Below are 20,154 nucleotides of genomic sequence, written 5' to 3' on the forward strand. Positions count from 1 at the left end.
TCGAATTCCTAAGCGAACGTAAATCACCATGGTTAACGCTTGGTTTCCGTGGCGGCTCAGGCGCTGCAAGGTTCTGCATGGACAGGTTCGGACAAAAACGCTAACGAGGCGCCATGATCAAGAGACAGGCAAATGTTGATGGCGAGGGCGCTATTGCCTCTGCGCTGAGGACCGTCGAAACGGAAAAGGCGGGGCTGCTTGCCCTTTCAACGGCGTTGCAGGGCGATCTGCACGATGCGTTCTGCGAGGCCGTACGGCTGATCGGCAGCATTGCGGGCCGGGTCATCGTCACCGGCATCGGCAAGTCCGGGCATATCGGCGTGAAGATCGCCGCAACCCTGGCCTCCACCGGTACGCCGTCCTTCTTCGTCCATCCCGTCGAAGCCAACCATGGCGACCTCGGCATGATCGGCCGTGACGATGTCATCCTGGCGCTCTCCTGGAGTGGTGAGACGGCAGAGCTTCAGGGCATCGTTTCCTATTCGCGCCGCTTCTCGATCCCGCTGATCGCCATGACGTCAGGCGAGCGCTCGGCGCTGGCGCGCGAGGCCGATACGGTTTTGCTGCTGCCCAAGGTCCAGGAAGCCTGCCCGCATGGGCTCGCGCCGACGACATCGACGCTCATGCAGCTGTCGCTGGGCGATGCGATCGCTGTGGCGCTTCTGGAGGCGCGCGGCTTCACGGCCGTCGATTTCAAGACGTTCCATCCCGGCGGCAAGCTGGGCGCGAGCCTCTCTTACGTGGGCGATATCATGCACAGCGGCGAAAACATCCCGCTGGTGGGGCTCGGCACGTCGATGCCGGATGCGGTGCTGATGCTGGCGCAGAAGCGCTACGGCTGTGTCGGCGTCGTCAATGACGAAGGCCTTCTCGTGGGGATCGTCACGGATGGCGACATTGCCCGCAACCTGTCGCGCAATCTCTCCGAACTCATCGTCGACGAGGTGATGACGCGCAGTCCGAAGACCGTGAAGCCGGGCACGCTTGCGACATCGGCGCTGGCGCTTCTCAACCAGCACAATATCTCGGCGCTGATCGTGACCGACGAGGCGTTTCGCCCCGTCGGCATCGTGCATTTCCACGATCTCCTGCGGATCGGCGTCGTTTGACGCTCAGGCCGGCTCGACGGTGAGGTCACGGCCATTGCTGGCCGTGACGCGCACGCGCGTGCCGATCGGCAGGTCCGGTCCCTGCACACTCCACATCGTATCGTCCAGCCGGATGCGGCCGCGTCCTTCGGCGATGGGGTGCTCGAGCGTGGCGGTGCGGCCGACGAGGCTCTGGCCCCGCTGGTTCAGGTAGGGCTGGTCGCTCGCCGTGTCGCTACGGCTGACGATTCGCCGGCCAAGGACGGCCGCGACCAGCGACAGAACGGCAAAGACCAGCCATTGCACCTGCCAGACCCAGAAAGCCTCACCCCACAGGAGAAGCGACAGCGCGCCCGTTATGATGGCGGCAATGCCGATCCAGACGAGGAAGACGCCGGGCAGCAGCACTTCGAGGATCAGGAGGACGATGCCGAGCACCCACCACGCCCAGGGGCCAAGCTCGGTGACGATGCGCTGGATCATGCTCAGCTTCCCTGCGGCGTGTCGAAGGGGTTACGGAAGGCGGGTGTAGCGGCGGTCGTGGTCGTCGCAGGAGTCGTCTGGCGTGCACGCTGCGGATTGCCGCCGGCCGCAGCGGGGCCGTTTCCGAACACTTCCTTGGCGATGGCGCCGATGCCGCCGAGCGAGCCGATGAGCGACGATGCCTCCATCGGCATCAGCACGATCTTCGAGTTCGGCGCCTTGCCGATTGCGGCCATGGCTTCGGTGTATTTCTGCGCGACGAAGTAGTTGATCGCCTGCACGTCGCCGGCGGCAATGGCTTCCGATACCATCTTCGTCGCCTTCGCTTCGGCTTCGGCAAGGCGTTCGCGTGCTTCAGCGTCACGGAAGGCGGCTTCGCGCTGGCCTTCGGCCTCGAGGATGGCGGACTGCTTGGCGCCTTCCGCGCGCAGGATCTGCGCGTTGCGGGCGCCTTCGGCTTCCAGAACCTGCGCGCGCTTTTCGCGCTCGGCCTTCATCTGCCGGCCCATCGAATCGACCAGATCCTTCGGCGGCGCGATGTCCTTGATCTCGACGCGGGTGATCTTGATACCCCACGGATTGGCCGCTTCATCGACGACGCGCAGCAGCTTGTCGTTGATAACGTCACGATTGGACAAAAGCTCGTCCAGATCCATCGAGCCCATGACCGAGCGGATGTTGGTCATGGTGAGGTTGAGGATGGCGTTTTCCAGGTTGGCGACCTGATAGGCCGCCTGGGCCGGATTGAGAATCTGGTAGAACGCGACGCCATCGGCCGAGACGCTGGCATTGTCACGGGTGATGACTTCCTGCGTGGGGATATCCAGCACCTGTTCCATCACGTTCATCTTCGCGCCGATGCGATCGATGAAGGGGATGATGAGGTTGAGGCCGGGCTGCAGGGTGCGGGTGTAGCGGCCGAAGCGCTCGACCGTGTACTGGTAACCCTGCGGGATCGTCTTGATCCCGGCGAAGAGGATGAGGACCACCAGCACCACGAGGGCGATGACGACAATATCCAGTCCTGCAAAATTCATTCTTCTTCTCCTGACAGCCATGTATCGCGGCGCACTGTAAGCAATACGTGCCGCGATACCAGTCTATTTGCTCAGGGCGAAGATTTATCCTGGCTCAGACCCAGCCGGAAAGCTCGCGGCGCACGACCGTTTCCAGCACGGCCATGCCTTCGCGACTGTCATTGAGACAGGGAATATGCGCGAACTTCTCGCCGCCATTGTGCAGGAAGCTTTCAGCGGCCTGCTCGGCAATCTCCTCCAGCGTTTCCAGGCAGTCGGAAACGAAGCCCGGATTGAGCACGGCGATTCGCTTGATGCCCTCCTGCGCCAGTTTCTCGACCGTCTTGTCCGTATAGGGCTGCAGCCATTCTTCCGGCCCGAAGCGCGACTGGAAGGTGACCACCAGCTTTTCCTTCGACCAGCCGAGCCGTTCGCGCAGCAGGCGCGCGGTCTTCTGGCACTGGCAGTAATAGGGGTCGCCCTTGTCGAAATAGCTTTGCGGAATGCCGTGGAAGGAGGTCAGCACGCGTTCCGGCTCCCAATCGAGCGTGGCGAGATGCTTTTCGATCGAGACGGCGAGCGCGTCGATATAAGCCGGGTCGTCGTGATAGGGCGGTACGGTGCGCAGCGCCGGCTGCCAGCGCTGCTTGAGCAGGAACTCGAAGGCCTTGTCGTTGACCGTCGCGGTCGTCGCGGCTGCATATTGCGGATAGAGCGGGAAGAGCAGGATGCGTTCGCAGCCCTGCTTCTGGAGGGCCTCCATGCGCGACGCGATGGACGGCTGTCCATAGCGCATCGCCCAGTCGACGATGACGTTGGAATGTTCGGCGAGCGAGGCGGCCATCAGCTCGGCCTGGCTGCGCGTGTAGGTGCGCAGGTAGCTCTCGTTCTTGTCCTTGTTCCAGATCATCTCATAGGCCTTGCCGACCTTGCCGGGGCGCGTGTTGAGCACGATGCCGAAGAGGATCGGATACCACGCGATCTTTGGCCACTCGATGACGCGCTTGTCCGTCAGGAACTCCTTCAGGTAGCGGCGCATGGACGTGTAGTCGGTGCCGTCGGGCGTGCCCAGGTTGACAAGCAGAACGCCCACCTTGCCGTGCTTGACGGGCGGATGACTGGTGGGCTTGGCGGTAGCGCTGTCCTGCATGGTTCGGTCCTGTGCGTGCGGGGTTTCGGTCGTTGTTCTTCTACGCGGCGGTGGGCCGTTCGGTTCGGAATGGTTCTAAAAAGAAATGCCGGCCCGGAAAAGACCGGACCGGCAGAAAATGTGGAGACAAATTGTCCTTATTTTCCGGGAATGGAAAGTTCCGTCCCGATATGTAGGGCGCGCGGTCGCGGATTGCCGTTGGCGTCCGCGATACGGTGCCACAACGTTCCATCGCCATAGGCCGCCTTGGCGATGTCCCACAGCGTATCGCCTCGCGCGATGATATGTTTGCCGCCGGCGGTGGCGGTGCCGGACGCGCCCTCGGCGGGCGTCGACCCGGCTGTCGTCTCATCAGTGGCGGTCTTCGCCCCCTCCGACGCGGGTTGCGCCGCTGTCGCCGCGGCGACCTCGGCGATGCGGCCGTCGGTATAGGGCTTGTAGGGGCGGTGCGCGGCAAGATAATCGGCAACGACCAGTTCGAGGTTCGGGCCGAAGTCGTAGGCGTTCTGCCCTGCGGTCGCGAAGACCGAATAGCCGTCGCCTCCGGCACGCATATAGTTGTTGGAGACGACGCCATAGGTCTTCGCCGGATCGAGCGGGACGAAGGTCTCGCCTTCCTTCACCTCGGCGGAAACGACGCGGCTGCCGGCCGGCTTCGACCGGTCGAAGGTGTATTTCAGGCCGGAGACCTGCGGGAACCGGCCCGCGCCCTCCTCGATCTCGCTGAGCCCGTTCTCCAGCGCCAGGATCACGTCGGATCCCTTGAGCTGGAACGTCGCAAGCGAATTCTGGAAGGGCAGCACGGTCAGCACCTCACCCATGGTGACGATGCCCTTGTCGATCGACGCACGCAGGCCGCCGCCGTTCTGGATGGCGATCGATATGCCCTGCGCCTTGACGCGATCGAGGATGGCATCGGCGACCAGGTTGCCCATGGTGCATTCCTGCGCGCGGCAGGTCTCGCGTGAACCGTCGATGGTGTCGGCCGTCTCGGCGACCTCCTTCTTCTTCAGTTCCTCGATCGGCGCGCCCAGTTCCTTCACGCGTGCGGCAAAGCCCGTATGCGGTTTTACTGCGGCGTCGAGCAGGAGGGGCGCCCCGCTTGCCGCCTTCACCTTGCCGGCGTCGTCGAAGACGACCTTCAGTTCACCGAGATATTTCGAATAGGCATAGGCCTGCACGATGGGAACCTCGACGCCGGCCGGGTTCTTCACGAGCGTGGGATAGGGGCCGGCCGCCTTGTCGTCGGTGCTGGAAAGCAACGTATGGCTATGGCCCCCGACGATCACGTCGATGCCGTCGACGGCGGCGGCGATTTCCTGGTCACGCTTGTAGCCGACATGGGAAAGCAGGATGATCTTGTTGACGCCCTCGGCTTCGATCGTCGGAATGACGCTCTTGAGGTAGGTGATCTCGTCCTCGAAGAACACGCCCTTGCCGGGCGACGAGGTCTCGCCGGTGTCCGTCGCCAGAACGGAGACGACGGCGACCTTCTCGCCGCCGATTTCCTTGACGACATAGCCCTTGATCCGGTTGGCGATAGGCGTGTCGGCGCCGGCGACCGTGTTGCCCGAGATGACCGGGAACTTCACCTGGTCGAGGAACTTCGCAAGCTCCTCCGGGCCGTCGTCGAATTCGTGGTTGCCGACCGCCATCGCGTCGAAGCCGATACCGTTCATGAATTCGGCGACGGCCTGGCTCTTGTAGGTGGTGTAGAAGAGGGATCCCTGGAACTGGTCGCCGGCATCCAGCACCAGCACGTTCGCCTTCGCATCGGTCAGCGCCTTGCGCGCATTGTCGATGGCCGTCTTCACGCGGGCGATGCCGCCGAAGCATTCGTTCTTGCCATCTTCCTCCACCGTGCAGGTGGAATCGTACTTGTTGATGGCCTCGATGCGCGAATGCAGATCGTTGATATGCAGGATGTTCAGCTCGTAGTCGGCGAGAGCCGAGCCGCTGGAAAGCGCGATGAGGGAGGCGGCCAGAAGGCCGGAGCGGAAAATCGTCATGGTCCTCTTCTCCTTGTTTGCCGTGCCTGTCAGCATGGAACGCCGGCCGATCCCAATAGACCGCGAACATGACAGCCAGCCGGTGAATGTTTTCACCGGTCAGCGGCAACTTCAAGAAAAAACCGGGCGCGTGCGGCTATGCCGGATCGGTGTGCCAACGAAAAAGGGGCCTTTCGGCCCCTCGATCGTAACCAGGACAGCGCGTCTCAGGCGCGGCGTGCGAGCGAGAACTGTGCACCGGCGGAGGTGGTGCAGTTCAGCTGCTGCTGGCTGACCAGCGCGCAATTGACCTTCGACTGCGTGTTGCGCACGAGCGAGGTCATGTTGATCTCGACGAGCGTCGGCGAGGTATTGATGTAGGTGCCGGATGCCAGGAGCTGGTTGGTATCGGTCGTGCGGGTCGTGAACGTGCCGGCCGCGAAGGTCGATACGATACCGTTCGGATCCACCCATGCGCCTTCGACGCCGGTCGGAGCCGGGCGGTGCGCCGTCGGCATCTCGCGCGGTGCGCGTTCCGTCTGGCAGGAAGCGAGTGCTGCTGCGGCGGCAAGCAGGCCCAGGACAGCGATTGGTTTCATCTGAAGTCTCCCGAGGTCGTGGCCGGCGCGAAGCACCCGTCCATTTCGCCCGAACATGCCGCGAAGAGACTTTGAAAGCAAGACGCGCAGCCCGGCGGATCGGCATTATCCCATTGAAAGCGAAGACGCCCGCGGCAGGCCGCGGGCGTCTTTGAAGCGGGTGACGGGTAGCGGATCAGCGAACGAGAATGTTCTTGAACTGCCAGGGGTCCTTCGTGTCGAGGTCTTCCGGGAAGAGGCCCGGGCGGCCGTCGAGCGGGGTCCAGTCGGTGTAATGGCCTTCGACCGGGCCGAGATAGGGCGTCTGCACTTCCAGGCAGCGCTTGTAGTCGATCTCGTCGGCCTCGACGATGCCGGCCTTCGGGTTCTCGACCGCCCATACCATGCCGGCCAGCACGGCCGACGTCACCTGCAGGCCGGTGGCGTTCTGGTAAGGAGCGATGCGGCGGGTTTCCTCCAGCGAGAGGCGCGAGCCGTACCAGTAGGCATTCTTGTCGTGGCCGTAGAGCAGGACGCCGAGTTCGTCGACGCCGTCCACCAGTTCGTTCTCGTCGAGAACGTGCAGGACGGGCTGCTGGTTGCCGCCGTTGCCGAACATCTCGTGCAGCGAAAGCACGGCGTCGTTGCAGGGATGATAGGCGTAGTGGCAGGTCGGCCGGTAGGTCACGTCACCGTCCTTGTCGCGCACCGTGAAGTAATCGGCAATCGAAATGGACTCGTTGTGCGTCACCAGGAAGCCGTATTGCGGGCCGGGCGTCGGGCACCAGGTGCGCACGCGGGTGTTCGCGCCGGGCTGCTCCAGATAGATCGCTGCCTTGCAGCCCTTCTTGTGCTTCTTGGCGTTCTTGGGCATCCACTTTTCGTGGGTGCCCCAGCCGAGTTCGGACGGCTGCAGGCCTTCGGAAATGAAGCCTTCGACCGACCAGGTGTTCCAGAACGTATTGAGGGGCTTCGGGTTCTTCGTGCGCTGGGTGTCGCGCTCGGCGATGTGGACGCCCTTGACGCCGACCTTCTTCATCAGCTTGGCCCAGCCTTCGCGGTCATGCTGCGCGGGCTCTTCGAACTTGATGTCGAGGTCCTTGGCGAGGTTCAGGAGGGCCTGCTTGACGAACCAGGAGACCATGCCCGGATTGGCGCCGCAGGTGGAGATGGCTGTGGTGCCGCCGGGGTTCTTGTCCTTCTCCTTGCGCAGCGTCTCGCGCAGGGCGTAGTTCGTGCGGTCGGCATTCTTCATGCCCTTGTCGAAGTAGAAGCCGAGCCAAGGCTCGACCACCGTGTCGATATAGAGCACGTCGAGCTTGCGGCAGAGCTTGATGAGGTCGACGGAGCCCGTATCCACCGAGAGGTTGACGCAGAAGCCCTGGCCTTCGCCTTCCGTCAGCAGCGGCTTCAGGAGGGTCTTGTAATTGTCCTTCGTGACATGCGCCTTGATGTGACGGACGCCGTGGCGCGCATAGATTTCCGCATCGGCGGCATCTTCACGCGGCTCGATGACGATCAGCCGGTTCCGGTCATACTTGAAATGGCGCTCGATGAGCGGCAGCGTGCCGCGACCGATGGAGCCGAAACCGATCATCACGATCGGACCGGTAATTTCGCCATGTACCGGGTAGGTGCTGTCTGCCATTTGGTTCTCCTGCGGGGCGGCCGCTTTGCGCTCGAAAAAAGGGCCTCGAAGGCCCCCATAGCATAATATGTCAGCGCTAGAGCACAGTTTTCTGTCACAATAAAGATTGCTACGGAATTCCTTGGCGATATTCTTAACCGGTTGGAAGCACCGGTAATTCCAGCCTCAGGCGAGGCGTGCCCGGATGAGGCCGCGCAGCGAATTGCCCACCAGGACGTCGCTCTTTTCGATGTCATCGGGGTGCAGCACAGCTTCGACGGCCCGGCCGCTCTCCAGCAGCTCTTCCCGCAGCACCCCCGCAAGCAGGCCCGATGCCAGCGGAGGCGTTTTCAGGATGCCGGAGCCGTCATCGAGGAAGAGCGAGGTGATGGTGCCCTCGCAAAGCTCGCCGCGCTCGTTGAGCAGGATGACCTCGTCCGCCTCGCTTGCGGGAAATTCGGCGCGGGCCGCAGTGTAGAGGCCACGGCGGGAGGTCTTGTGGCGCAGTAGCGGGTCGTCGGAGGCCAGGCGAGTGGTCGCGAGCTTGACGCGCCAGACGGCATCCGCCGCAAGAGGTACGAAGGCTGCGGTCTGCACGTCGATCCGGCCGTCGGCGAAGAGTTCGAGGCGGATGCGGAGATACGGCGGTTGCTGTGCCTCCCCCCCTGTGGGGGAGATACCCGGCAGGGCAGAGGGGGGTAGCGCGGCAAACAGGGCGTCGTGCGCCTTTCCCGCTCCCGGCAGGCCGAGCGCCTTCGCCGACCGCTCCAAGCGCGCCAGATGCCTTTCCAGCCGCACGAAACCGGTGCCGGGTTCGAAGCGCAGGGTCTCGATCAGCGAGATATCCATTGGTCCCCCACGGCGAAGCGTGCCTTGAGCAGGCATTCCTCATATTCCGCTTCAGCGGTGGAATCGAAGACGATGCCGCCGCCGACGTTGAAGACCGCGTTGCCGTCCTCGAACAGCGAGACCGTCCGGATGGCGACGTTGAAGCGCATGGTTCCATCGGGAGCGATGAAGCCGATTGCGCCGCAATAGGCGTCTCGCGGGCCGTCCTCCAGGTCGTGCAGGATCTCCATTGCGCGCATCTTCGGCGCGCCCGTGATCGAGCCGCAGGGAAAGAGCGCGGCGAAAATCTCGCGAATGGTGGTGCCGGGCGTGAGCTTCGCCCGCACATGGCTCACCATCTGGTGCACCGTCGGATAGGTCTCGACGGCAAAGAGTTTCGGCACATGCAGGGTGCCGACCTCGGTGATGCGCGAGATATCGTTGCGCAGCAGATCGACGATCATGCGGTTTTCCGCCTGCGACTTCGGATCGGCCTGCATGGCGGCGATGATGCTGGCGTCTTCGGCCGCACTCGCGCCACGCGCGGCCGTGCCCTTCATGGGATGCGTCTCGATCCAGCCGTCGTTGTCGATGTCGAAGAAGAGTTCCGGCGAACGGGACAGCAGTTGCGGGCCGTCGAGAGAGACGAAGGCGCCGTAGCGCACCGGCTGGCGTTCGATCAGCGACCAGAAGGCGGCAAGCGGATCGCCGTTCCAGCGCGCGCGGATCGGCATGGTGAGGTTGGCCTGATAGCAGTCGCCCTGCCGCAGATGCTGGTGCAGGCGGTCGAAGCGGCTGCGGTAGCTCTCGAAATTCCAGTCCGCCTTCGGCTCTGTCAGGAACGGCTCGTTTTCGGTGCGCTGGCGTGGTCTTGCCAGTGGGTGGCCATCCGCCGCTGGTTTTTCGAAGATGCCGAAGCTCATCAGCGGCGTCGGGCGGTGTTCCTCGGCAAAGGGGGCGAGCTTCTCCTCGAAGAGATGGCCGGCCTCATAGCTCATGAAGCCGGCGATCCAGTGGCCTTTCGCCTGCGCAGCCTGAAGCGCCGCGAAGGCCGGCTCGAACCCGGCGCGGTCCCGCACGGTAACGACTGCCAGCGGATCGGCGAAAACCACCGTCCGGTCCTCGCGGTCGTCCCTGAGGAGCACAAAGCGTTCGCGGTCGGTCATGCGGGCGGCGTCCGGCTTCCGTTTCGATTACGCCTTATCAAGCGCTTCCAGTTCGTCGATCAGCCCCTCGATCATCGACAGTCCCTTGCTCCAGAACGACGGATCGCTCGCATCGAGACCGAAGGGCTTGAGAAGCTCCGTGTGATGCTTGGTTCCACCGGCCTTCAGCAGGTCGAAATATTTCGCCTGGAAGCCCGCCTCGGCCTGGCTGTAGACGGCGTAGAGCGAGTTCACGAGGCAATCACCGAAGGCATAGGCATAGACGTAGAACGGCGAGTGAATGAAGTGCGGGATATAGGCCCAATAGGTCTCGTAGCCCTCGGAAATGCGGATCGCCGGGCCGAGGCTCTCTTCCTGCACGGAGAGCCAGAGTTCGCCGATCTGATCGGACGTGAGCTCGCCTTCCTTGCGGGCGGTGTGCACCTTGCGCTCGAATTCGTAGAAGGCGATCTGGCGCACGACCGTGTTGATCATGTCCTCGACCTTCTGGGCGAGCATGGCCTTGCGTTCGCGCTTGTCCTTGGTCTTGTCGAGCAGGCTGCGGAAGGTCAGCATCTCGCCGAAGACCGAAGCGGTTTCGGCCAGCGTCAACGGCGTGGACGCCATCAGCGCGCCCTGGCCGCCGGCCAGAACCTGATGCACGCCGTGCCCGAGTTCATGGGCGAGCGTCATCACGTCGCGCGGCTTGCCCATGTAGTTGACGAGCACATAGGGATGCGCCGACGGAACGGTGGGATGGGCGAAGGCGCCCGGAGCCTTGCCGGGGCGAACCGGCGCGTCGATCCAGCCCTTGTCGAAGAATTCCCGGGCGATATCGGCCATTTCAGGCGCGAAGGCGCCGTAGGCGGCAAGAACGGTGTCGCGGGCTTCGTTCCACGGAATGACCGCGTCGGGCGTTTCCGGCAGCGGCGCGTTGCGGTCCCAGAACTCCATCTGCTCCATTCCGAGCCACTTCGCCTTCATCGCATAGTAGCGATGGGACAGGCGCGGATATGCGTTGCGCACGGCTTCCGCCAGCGCCGCGACGACTTCGGGCTCGACCCGATTGGCGAGATGGCGGCTGTCGGCGATGTCGGCGAAACCGCGCCAGCGGTCGGAGATTTCCTTGTCCTTGGCGAGCGTGTTGGTGATCAGCGTGAAGGTGCGGATGTTGTCCTTGAACGTCTTGGCCAGCGCCTCGGCTGCCTTGCGGCGGGCGTCGCGGTCAGGTGACTGCAACTGGTTGAGGGCGATTTCGAGCGGCAGTTCTTCCCCGTCGATCGTATAGCGCAGCGATGCCATCGTCTCGTCGAACAAGCGGTTCCAGGCGGCCGCGCCCGTCATGGACTTCTCGAGGAAGAGCTGTTCCGTCTTGTCGTCGAGCTGGTAGGGCTTGTCCTTGCGCAGGTCCTCTATCCACGGGCGATAGTGCGCTGCCAGCGCATCGTTTTTCAGCGCGGCCTCTATGCGGTCGTCGGCTATCCTGTTGAGTTCAAGGGAGAAAAACAGGAGATGCGCGCCGAGGTCGGTCAGCTTCGCCTGGATGTCGCCGTAGAACTTGCCGTTGGCCGGCTCGGTCGTATTGGTGAAATAGGTGAGGCCGGCAAAGGAGATGAGGCGGCCCATCACGTCTTCCAGTGCCTCGAATTCGCGCACCGCCGCGCCGATGCCCTCGTCACCGGTCTTTTCGGTGGCGGCGTCGAGCTTGCCCTTCCATCTGGCCTCGAAGGCGAGCGTATCGGTTTCGGCCTTCTTCATGTCGGCCTGGAATTCGGGTGAAGTCTGCGAAGGATAGAGATCGGTGAGGTTCCAGCCGGGAAGGTCGCCCAGTTCGGCGCTTGCGGCGGCTTCGGCCGGGGCGAAGGTGATCCGGGGCTCGGGGAAATTGCGGGTCATCTCTATCTCTCTTCCAGAATGGGCAGATCGGCGTCCTGCTTGCGTCGGCAATGGTTAAAATGCAAGCCTTTCTCAAAACGGCATGTTCAACCCTTTCTGCCAAGGTCCACCGGTATTCAGTTTCCCGGGGCACGCATGACGCATGCCTTAGGCAAGGAGGTTCCAGTGACGGCCCATATTCTTGTCATCGATGACGATCCTGTCCAGCGCCGGCTTCTCAAGAACATGATCGAGCGTTCCGGCCATGTCGCCCATATGGCGGAAAACGGCCGCGCGGGCCTCGATCTGCTCGATCGCAAGGGCGGCCTGATCAATGTGATCCTGCTCGACCTGATGATGCCGGAGATGAACGGTACGGCGTTTCTCGAAGTGCTCGCCGAGCGCGAGAACACCATTCCCGTCATCGTGCAGACGGGGCAGGGCGGCATCGAGACGGTCGTCATGGCCATGCGCGCCGGCGCCTTCGATTTCGTCGTGAAGCCGGTATCGCCGGAGCGTCTGGGCGTTGCCGTCGGCAATGCGCTCAAGATGGACCAGCGCGAAGGCCGCAGCCGCTCCGGGCGCCGCAACCGGGCCGAGACGATCCATTTCGAGGACATCATCTCGGCGAGCCCGGAAATGCTGCGGGTCATCGAGCTTGGCCGCCGCGCCGCGCAATCCAATATTCCGGTCGTGCTGGAAGGCGAGTCGGGCGTCGGCAAGGAAATGGTGGCGCGCGCCATCCAGGCCGCGAGCGACCGGGCCAACAAGCCCTTCGTCACCGTCAATTGCGGCGCCATTCCGCACAATCTGGTCGAGAGCATCCTGTTCGGCCACGAGAAGGGCGCTTTCACGGGCGCGACGGAGCGCCATACCGGCAAGTTCATGGAGGCCGACGGCGGCACGCTGTTCCTCGACGAGATCGGCGACCTGCCGCTCGAAGTGCAGGTGAAGCTGCTGCGCGCCGTGCAGCAGGGCGAGATCGAGACGATCGGCGCGCGTTTCCCGCAAAAGGTCAATGTGCGTCTGATCTCGGCGACCAACCGTGACCTCATCAACGAGGTGCGCGAGGGTCGCTTCCGCGAGGACCTCTACTATCGCCTGAACGTCTTCCCGATCACGATCCCCGCGCTGCATCGCCGCAAGGAGGACATCCCGGTCCTGGTGCGTGCCTTCGTCCAGCGCTTCGCAGGCGAACAGAAGCTTGCCCGGCCGCTCGGCGTATCGGCCGGCGCGATGGCGCTTTTGACGGCCTATGACTGGCCGGGCAATATCCGCCAGCTGGAAAATGCCATCTTCCGCGCCGTGGTTCTGGCGGAAGGCGATGAGCTGACGGCCGCGGACTTCCCGCAGATCGCGGCGCAGGTTCCCGGCTACGGCCTTGCGGAAAACGGCGGGGTGAATTTCGAAGCCGTGGCGGCCCGTGCGCCGGAGCATTCCATGGACAGCCGCCTGCCCGGCGTCTATCCGGATTTCCGCGCCGCCGAGCCCGTGGAAACGACGCCCGACAACGCCATTGCGAGCGTCGACAGGGGCGGCCATGTGCGCAAGCTGGCCGATGTGGAGGAGGAACTGATCCGCTTTGCCCTGAAGTTCTATCATGGCCAGATGAGTCAGGTTGCCCGCAAATTGGGCATCGGGCGTTCGACTCTCTACCGGAAACTGAAGGACTATGGCATCGATCCTGACGATCCGATGAAGGAAGCTGCGTAAAAACTGCTGGAATCCCCGTTACTTGAGATTTCCTGATTGCCGTTTATTCCCTGTTAGTGGATTGTTCACTATAACGGGTGCGCGAGGATGAGTGTGGCCGATTTGCCATGCTCTCACCGCATTTGGCATTCATCTGAGGCAACGGACGCTCGTTGTCCTTCGGACGGGGAAAGAGTTGGCAAATTTGTTCGCATCGATGAAGCGCACGGGGACCTCCCTGAGCAGCCTGTGCAGGACCGTATTGCATAAGCTGCCCAAGGTCGTGACCACGGCTGTGCTCTCGGCTGCGCTCGTCCTGCCGGCGGCCATTCCTGCGACGGTCCAGGCCGAAAGCGGCAACCGCACGCTCAAGCTCTATTACATCCATACGAAGGAAAAGGCCGAGATCACCTTCAAGCGCAACGGGCGCTACGATCAGCGCGGCCTCAAGCAGCTCAACAACTTCCTGCGTGACTGGCGCCGCAACGAGCCGACGAAGATGGACCCGCGCCTCTTCGACCTCGTCTGGGAGGTCTACCGCAAGACCGGCGCGACGGGTTATATCAACGTCGTTTCCGCCTATCGTTCGCCCGCGACCAATTCGATGCTGCGCACGCGCTCGAAGGGCGTCGCCAAGAAGAGCCAGCACATGCTCGGCAAGGCGATGGACTTCTACATTCCCGGCGTGAAGCTCTCGACGCTGCGCGCCACCGCCATGAAATTCCAGGTGGGCGGGGTCGGTTACTACCCGACATCCGGCTCGCCCTTCGTGCATCTCGATGTCGGCAGCGTGCGGGCATGGCCGCGCATGAGCCGCCAGGAACTCGTCCAGCTGTTCCCCGATGGCAAGACCATGCACGTGCCCACGGACGGGCGGCCTCTGCCGGGCTATGAGCAGGCCGTGGCCGATTACAAGCGCCGCGTCGGTTCGAACGCCATCCAGGTGGCGGGCGGCGGTTCGTCGCCGACGGCGTCCAAGCGCAAGGGCGGCTTCCTTGCCGCTCTGTTCGGCGGAGGCGGCGACGAGGATGAAGAACCCGAAATGATCGCAAGCACCACGGCGATCGCCGACGACTTCGACGAAGGCGCGGCATCTGGCCGGAAGTCGACACAGCAGGCCGAGCAGCCTGTCGCCGTCGCGGCCGAAACGGAAGTCGCCTTCACCGCGCCGGTCCCGGGCAGCCGTCCCGCCTTCAAGTCGAACGAGACCGCAAGCGAGCTTGCCCTCGTCGCGCCGACGACGAGCGGCGCCGTGGCAGCCCTCGAAGCCGCGACGACGGAAGGCCAGAAGCCCGAATTCGAAGATCTCGCCGCCTACAAGATTCCGCTTCCCGTATCGCTCGGTGCCCGCGGCCAGGCGGGGGACGCCCAGCCTGAAACCGTCATGACCGCCGAGGCGACGACGGAGGATGCGGAGGAACTGGCGATGGTGCCCGTACCGGGCCTGCGTCCGCAGGTCGAGCTCGACAAGTCGCAGACGGCGCTGATGGCCGCCGCGGAAGCGGATGTCGCGCTGCCGACGTCCGCCGACCGTTCCGGCCTTGCCGCGCTCGGTTCGCCAGCCACCGGTGTGGAGGGCGATCCGGTCGAGATGGCAGCACTTGCATCCGATCGTAGTGCGACCCGCTCGCTTTCCGGCGTCAATGCCTTCGAAAACAATGCCGCGGCCGAGGAAATCCCCACGAAGGGCGGACGTCCGAAGAAGAAGGATGCCGAAGCCGCAAACCGCGGCGCCATCCGCACGGAGCCGAAGGCAACGCAGAAGATCCTGTCGCAATGGGCGCTGGCCCAGGACAGCGTCTCGACGAATGCCAAGCCGGTCAAGGCGCCCCGTTTCGTCAGCCGTACGTTGCGCGCCGCGCCGACGACGGTCTATCTCGCCGGCTTCCAGCCGGAGGGCAGGTCCGTGGATTCGGGCCGTTTCAGCGGAACGGCGGTGAACTTCATGGAAGTTCGCAAGTTCGATCGGGCTGAAAACTAGGCCCGTCCCACGCCTCAAAGAAAAACCCCGCTGGAGCGATCCGCGGGGTTTTTTCTTGGCACTGATGTTTCGGCTTATTCGGCGTTCGGCGGCAGCTCGATCATGCCGAGGGCCTGCAGGTAGGTGTCGAGGATGGCTTCCTGCTCCATGCGCTCGTCCTTGTCCTGCTTGCGGATCTGAATGACCTTGCGCAGGATCTTGGTGTCGAAGCCGGTACCCTTGGCTTCGCCATAGACGTCCTTGATGTCGTCGGCGATGGTTTTCTTTTCTTCTTCGAGACGCTCGATGCGTTCGATGAAAGCGCGAAGCTGGTCGCGTGCGACGCCGTGGGCATCCGACATGATGTTCTCCTTGGGTGGGCTAGAAATTCGTGAGCGCCGTGACTTGCCGTGAACTTCCGGCAAGATCAAGACCTATCGCGCAGTCCTTCAGGATTTTCGCAACGGTGTCGCCTATTCCTTCGGGCGGTTGGCCTCGAAGGCGGTCTTCTGCGCGTCGGAGGCGTCGCGCTGATAGCGGTCGCGCCATTCCTCATAGGGCATGCCGTAGACGATCTCCCGGGAGCTTTCCTTGTCGAGCGGCACGCCGGCTTCGTTCGCCGCATCGCGATACCAGTTCGACAGGCAGTTGCGGCAGAAGCCGGCGAGGTTCATCAGGTCGATGTTCTGCACGTCGGTGCGCTCGCGCAGGTGCTTCACCAGCCGGCGGAAGGAGGCCGCCTCGAATTCGGTCTGCTGCTCTTTGCTCAGTTCGGTCATGGTCTCGGCCTCAGTAAGGTCCCGTGCGGGACGGGAATATCTCGTATGTGTGCAGGCTTTCGTCTGCATTCAACCGCGCGAATATCGGTGCCAGGCGATCGGCCCATCGCGCGATCCCCGCGGCATCGCCGATCTCGTCCTGGCGGATCTCGATGAGCGCGTGCGCGATCCCCGGCTTCATGCAGTGGCGGAACATGGTGTCGCCGCGCAACGCGCCGTCATAGGGTTCGTTGTCGCCGACCACCACGTCGCCCGGTGCCTCCAGTGCCGCAAGCAGCGGGCGTACGGCACGATGGTCACTATCCCACAGCACCGTGACCTGCCAGGGACGCGCAACACCTTTCCAGGCGGGTGTGAAGGAGTGCATGGACAGGACGAGCGGTGCCTTGCCGGTCTTCTCGGTGACGGCGGCGATCGTGCGGGACACCGCATCGTGATAGGGGCGATGATAGGTATCGAGGCGATATTGCCATTCTTCCGGCGTGATCGGGTGATTGCCTGGAACGATCGCGCCGTCGGAAATGCGCATGACGAGCGTCGGGTCGTCCTCGCCGCGATTGGGATCGATCAGCAGGCGGGAAAAGCGGCTCATGACCACAGGCGCGTTCAGACGCCGGTTGAGGTCCCGGACGACGCCCTCGACGCCGATGTCGTAGGCGATGTGGCGCTCAAAGGCGCTTTCCGGCAGGCCGAGGCGGCCGTAGCGCGCGGGCAGGAGATTGGTGGCATGGTCCGCCAGGATGACGAGCCCGAGTGAAAGGTCGCCATCGATGATTTCGAAAGGAGGATGGTCCAGCATGTCTCTTGCCGTCTGCGTGTCACACAAGCCGATTGATCGCACGGGGTGGTGTTGCCCGCAAGAAGTGTGGCCTCGCCCGCCGGAAGGATTCACTGCGTTGTCGTTAAAATGTAATCGATTAGTGTTGCGTTGACATTCATGCCCCGCCGTCGCAAGAAAGCGCATATTCAAATCAACGGAGTTCCATTGGAAGCCGTGAGAACCAAGAGCAAACGCCCGTTTTTCCCGAAAGCCAGCGGCCTTCTGCAGGCCGGTCTTTTTCTCGCATCGGCTTTTTTCGCCCTTTCCGTTCCCGATGCCGCAAAGGCGGAGTTCCGTGTGTGCAACGGAACCCAGAACCTGGTGGGCGTCGCCATCGGCTATCGCGCCAAGGAGGGCTGGATCAGCGAAGGCTGGTGGCAGGTGCCCGCCACGACCTGCGCGACGCTGATCGAGGGCGAGCTGCAATCGCGCTACTATTATCTCTATGCCGAAGACGCCGCCCGCGGCGGCCGCTGGACCGGTGACGTCAACATGTGCGTCGCCGAAAACGAGTTCAAGGTCACCGGTGTCGAAGACTGCTTCGCACGCGGGTTCCAGCGCATGGGCTTCAAGGAATATGACACGGGGCGGCAGGGAAGCTGGATGGTACAGCTTTCCGATACGCCCGGCACGCAGGAAAGCCAGAACTGATGAGACGGAACAGAAAAGTCAAAATCCTCGCCACGCTCGGACCCGCATCGGCTGAAGAGCAGATGATCCAGAAGCTGCACGAGGCGGGAGCAGACCTGTTCCGCATCAACATGAGCCATGCCAGCCATGACCTCATGCGCACGCTGATCAGCCGCATCCGCGCTGTCGAAGCCCGCTGCGGCCGCCCGATCGGCATTCTCGCCGACCTTCAGGGCCCGAAGCTGCGTGTCGGCAAGTTCGCCAAGGGATCGGAAGAACTCACGCCCGGACAGACCTTCACGCTCGACAATCGCGACGAGCCCGGCGACAACACCCGCGTTTTCCTGCCGCATCCGGAAATCCTGGAATCCGTCAAGGCCGGCGACCGGCTCCTCATCGACGACGGCAAGCTGCATCTTCGCGCCGAAAGCGCCGACGGCAAGGCGATTGTCTGTACCGTCGTTTCGGGCACCAAGATTTCCGACCGCAAGGGCGTAAGCCTGCCCGATACGTTGCTCGGCGTCGGCGCACTCACGGAGAAGGACCGCGTCGACCTCGACGCCGTGCTGGCGACCGGCAGCGTCGACTGGGTCGCGCTTTCCTTCATCCAGCGCCCGGAAGACCTCGTGGAAGTGCGCAAGATCGCGCGCGGCCGCGTCGGCCTGATGTCCAAGATCGAAAAGCCGCAGGCCGTCGAGCGCATCGATGAAATCATCGAGCTTTCCGATGCGCTGATGGTGGCGCGTGGCGACCTCGGCGTGGAAATGCCGCTCGAAGCCGTGCCGGGCATCCAGAAGCAGCTCATCCGTGCCTGCCGCCGCGCCGGCAAGCCGGTCGTCGTTGCGACCCAGATGCTGGAATCGATGATCTCCGCGCCGGTGCCCACCCGCGCCGAGGTTTCCGACGTCGCGACCGCGGTGTTCGAAGGCGCCGACGCCGTGATGCTTTCGGCCGAGTCCGCGTCCGGTGCCTATCCGATCGAGGCTGTCTCCACCATGGCGTCCATCGCCAGCACGGTCGAGCGCGATCCGCATTATCCCGGCATCATCTACGCGCAGCGTTCGACGCCGGAAGCCACGGGTGCCGACGCCATCTCGCTTGCCGCACGCCAGATCGCCGAGACGCTGCAGCTGTCGGCCATCGTCTGCTACACCTCGTCGGGCACGACGGGACTGCGCGCTGCCCGCGAGCGGCCCGAGGTTCCGGTCCTGGCGCTGTCGCCGGTCATCGAGACGGCCCGCCGTCTTTCGGTCGTGTGGGGTCTGCACTGCGTCGTCACGGGCGATGCCGAGGACCTCGACGACATGGTCAACCGCGCCTGCCGCATCGTCGTGGCCGAGGAGTTCGGCAAGCCGGGCGACCGTATCATCATCTCGGCCGGCGTTCCCCTGCGCACACCGGGCGCCACGAACATGCTGCGCATCGCCTATATCGGAGCCGACGGCGTCAGCGGCGTCTGAGCCGTAGGCTATCCGTGACGTCCTTGGCAAGGCGGGCTTCGGCCCGCCTTGCTGATTCCTGGAGGTCGCGATCGCGACCGGCGATCTTTTCGATGGCCTCGATCGCGAGGTCGGTCACGATGTAATCCGGCTTGTGACCGAGGTCGCGGATCCAGACGAGTTCCGATCCGGCAATGTCGCGGGCCAACCCGCGGGAATGGATTTCCTCGTAGACGATCCCGTCCGAATCGCCCGTGACGATAACCGTGGGCGTACGGATTTCCCGATAGCGGGGTTGCACGCGGCGGACATAGTCAAGCAGGCTCGCAACGTCGATCGCATTGTTGCGGAACGTCGCCGGACGCAACACCAGGGCGGGGCCCGTCGCATCGACATAATCCAGCGGCCGCGGATTCGGATCGAAGACGGAAAGCGATCCGCTTTCGATGCGCGTAAGGCCGGCCGGCATCGCCACGATATGGCTGAACAGCCAGCCGACCACCGGCAGCTTCGCGATGTCATAGTACCAGTCGACACCGCCCGGCCAGGGATGGGTCGCGGGGGCGAGGAAAAGCAGGCCGGCGGTCTTCTCCGGATGTTCCAGTGCGAAGCTCGCAGCGATGGCGCCGCCGAAGGAGTGGCCGACGATGATCGCCCGCTCCATGCCGCGTGCCTCCATCAGGCGGGCGATGGCGCGGGCCTGCCCGTCGGGCCGAGCGTTTTCAGGGCCGCCACGGTCGGAATAGCCGTGGCCGGGCCGGTCGAGAAATAGCAGGTCGGCCCGGCCCTCCAGCGCCGGACGGAAGGCGTGCATGGGGTCGCGCAGATTGCCGCTTGCGCCATGGATGAAAACGATCGGCGGCAGGTCGGCCTCTCCGCCGGCGGGCACGAGCACGCTGTTCATGCGCATGCCGCCGATATCGATCCGTTCGCCGACATTGCCGTAACGCCGCTCGAGAGACTGCGTCTGCCATGCGCTGAAGAGAAAACCGGCAAGCGCCAGGGCAAAGGGGACGGCGAGGAGGGCTGTCAGCATGGAGGCGCGGCGCTGCATGG

The 20,154-nt window shown here is 63.7% G+C and carries 18 protein-coding genes; 5 read left to right on the plus strand and 13 right to left on the minus strand.

Annotation, left to right across the window (positions count from 1 at the left end; all coding sequences use genetic code 11):
- The first annotated feature begins 113 nt into the window (after positions 1 to 113).
- Positions 114 to 1,109 carry an SIS domain-containing protein gene (locus tag GR158_RS14465; RefSeq protein WP_160871565.1) on the plus strand — a complete coding sequence of 332 codons (996 nt, stop codon included), beginning with the start codon at positions 114 to 116 and terminating at the stop codon, positions 1,107 to 1,109.
- 3 nt (positions 1,110 to 1,112) lie between these two features.
- Here the strand turns inward: GR158_RS14465 and GR158_RS14470 are convergent, their stop codons facing one another.
- The 9 genes from GR158_RS14470 to GR158_RS14510 form a co-directional block, all read right to left on the minus strand.
- The gene (locus GR158_RS14470; protein ID WP_160871566.1) at positions 1,113 to 1,571 is read right to left on the minus strand and encodes an NfeD family protein; all 459 of its coding nucleotides are present in this window, start codon (positions 1,569 to 1,571) and stop codon (positions 1,113 to 1,115) included.
- A 2-nt stretch (positions 1,572 to 1,573) separates the two neighbouring features.
- Positions 1,574 to 2,608 (minus strand): SPFH domain-containing protein, encoded by a 1,035-nt coding sequence (locus tag GR158_RS14475; protein ID WP_134645880.1) that lies wholly within the window; start codon positions 2,606 to 2,608, stop codon positions 1,574 to 1,576.
- Positions 2,609 to 2,702: 94 nt separating this feature from the next.
- Entirely contained in the window at positions 2,703 to 3,737 is a 1,035-nt protein-coding gene (gene hemH, locus GR158_RS14480) for a ferrochelatase (protein WP_134645877.1), read from the minus strand.
- Positions 3,738 to 3,874: 137 nt separating this feature from the next.
- Entirely contained in the window at positions 3,875 to 5,746 is a 1,872-nt protein-coding gene (locus tag GR158_RS14485) for a 5'-nucleotidase C-terminal domain-containing protein (RefSeq protein WP_160871567.1), read from the minus strand.
- A 206-nt stretch (positions 5,747 to 5,952) separates the two neighbouring features.
- Positions 5,953 to 6,324, minus strand: a complete 372-nt coding sequence (gene omp10 / locus GR158_RS14490) for an outer membrane lipoprotein Omp10 (RefSeq protein ID WP_134645873.1) — start codon at positions 6,322 to 6,324, stop codon at positions 5,953 to 5,955.
- 175 nt (positions 6,325 to 6,499) lie between these two features.
- Positions 6,500 to 7,951 carry a homospermidine synthase gene (locus GR158_RS14495; protein ID WP_134645871.1) on the minus strand — a complete coding sequence of 484 codons (1,452 nt, stop codon included), beginning with the start codon at positions 7,949 to 7,951 and terminating at the stop codon, positions 6,500 to 6,502.
- Between the two features lie 165 nt (positions 7,952 to 8,116).
- Positions 8,117 to 8,779 carry an aminotransferase class IV family protein gene (locus GR158_RS14500; RefSeq protein ID WP_246665656.1) on the minus strand — a complete coding sequence of 221 codons (663 nt, stop codon included), beginning with the start codon at positions 8,777 to 8,779 and terminating at the stop codon, positions 8,117 to 8,119.
- The gene (locus GR158_RS14505; RefSeq protein WP_160871569.1) at positions 8,764 to 9,924 is read right to left on the minus strand and encodes an aminodeoxychorismate synthase component I; all 1,161 of its coding nucleotides are present in this window, start codon (positions 9,922 to 9,924) and stop codon (positions 8,764 to 8,766) included. Before GR158_RS14505 ends, GR158_RS14500 begins: the two co-directional genes overlap by 16 nt.
- Before the next feature lie 27 nt (positions 9,925 to 9,951).
- On the minus strand, positions 9,952 to 11,799 hold the full coding sequence (locus tag GR158_RS14510) for a M3 family oligoendopeptidase (RefSeq protein ID WP_134645865.1): 1,848 nt from the start codon (positions 11,797 to 11,799) through the stop codon (positions 9,952 to 9,954).
- Between the two features lie 165 nt (positions 11,800 to 11,964).
- Between GR158_RS14510 and GR158_RS14515 the strand changes: the two genes are divergently transcribed.
- Both GR158_RS14515 and GR158_RS14520 read left to right on the plus strand, forming a co-directional pair.
- Positions 11,965 to 13,491, plus strand: a complete 1,527-nt coding sequence (locus tag GR158_RS14515) for a sigma-54 dependent transcriptional regulator (protein ID WP_160871570.1) — start codon at positions 11,965 to 11,967, stop codon at positions 13,489 to 13,491.
- Between the two features lie 196 nt (positions 13,492 to 13,687).
- A complete protein-coding gene (locus tag GR158_RS14520; RefSeq protein WP_160871656.1) occupies positions 13,688 to 15,451 on the plus strand; it encodes a DUF882 domain-containing protein in 1,764 nt (587 codons plus the stop codon).
- A gap of 74 nt (positions 15,452 to 15,525) precedes the next feature.
- Here GR158_RS14520 and GR158_RS14525 read toward each other — a convergent pair whose 3' ends face one another.
- The 3 genes from GR158_RS14525 to GR158_RS14535 form a co-directional block, all read right to left on the minus strand.
- The gene (locus tag GR158_RS14525) at positions 15,526 to 15,792 is read right to left on the minus strand and encodes a DUF2312 domain-containing protein (protein WP_134645861.1); all 267 of its coding nucleotides are present in this window, start codon (positions 15,790 to 15,792) and stop codon (positions 15,526 to 15,528) included.
- Positions 15,793 to 15,903: 111 nt separating this feature from the next.
- Complete coding sequence (locus tag GR158_RS14530) at positions 15,904 to 16,209, minus strand: DUF1244 domain-containing protein (RefSeq protein WP_160871571.1); 306 nt, start codon at positions 16,207 to 16,209, stop codon at positions 15,904 to 15,906.
- Positions 16,210 to 16,219: 10 nt separating this feature from the next.
- Complete coding sequence (locus GR158_RS14535) at positions 16,220 to 17,008, minus strand: N-formylglutamate amidohydrolase (RefSeq protein ID WP_160871572.1); 789 nt, start codon at positions 17,006 to 17,008, stop codon at positions 16,220 to 16,222.
- A gap of 243 nt (positions 17,009 to 17,251) precedes the next feature.
- On the opposite strand from GR158_RS14535, the gene GR158_RS14540 reads away from it, so the two are divergent.
- The gene (locus GR158_RS14540) at positions 17,252 to 17,680 is read left to right on the plus strand and encodes a DUF1036 domain-containing protein (protein WP_134646229.1); all 429 of its coding nucleotides are present in this window, start codon (positions 17,252 to 17,254) and stop codon (positions 17,678 to 17,680) included.
- On the plus strand, positions 17,680 to 19,119 hold the full coding sequence (gene pyk, locus GR158_RS14545) for a pyruvate kinase (RefSeq protein WP_134645855.1): 1,440 nt from the start codon (positions 17,680 to 17,682) through the stop codon (positions 19,117 to 19,119). Before GR158_RS14540 ends, pyk begins: the two co-directional genes overlap by 1 nt.
- On the opposite strand, the gene GR158_RS14550 is transcribed toward pyk, so the two are convergent.
- Positions 19,106 to 20,134: an alpha/beta fold hydrolase gene (locus GR158_RS14550; RefSeq protein WP_160871573.1), complete on the minus strand. Its 1,029-nt coding sequence runs from the start codon at positions 20,132 to 20,134 to the stop codon at positions 19,106 to 19,108. The genes pyk and GR158_RS14550 overlap by 14 nt on opposite strands.
- Positions 20,135 to 20,154 lie beyond the last annotated feature (20 nt).

The organism is Shinella sp. AETb1-6 (assembly GCF_009826875.1).
In the GTDB taxonomy this organism is placed as follows: domain Bacteria; phylum Pseudomonadota; class Alphaproteobacteria; order Rhizobiales; family Rhizobiaceae; genus Shinella; species Shinella sumterensis.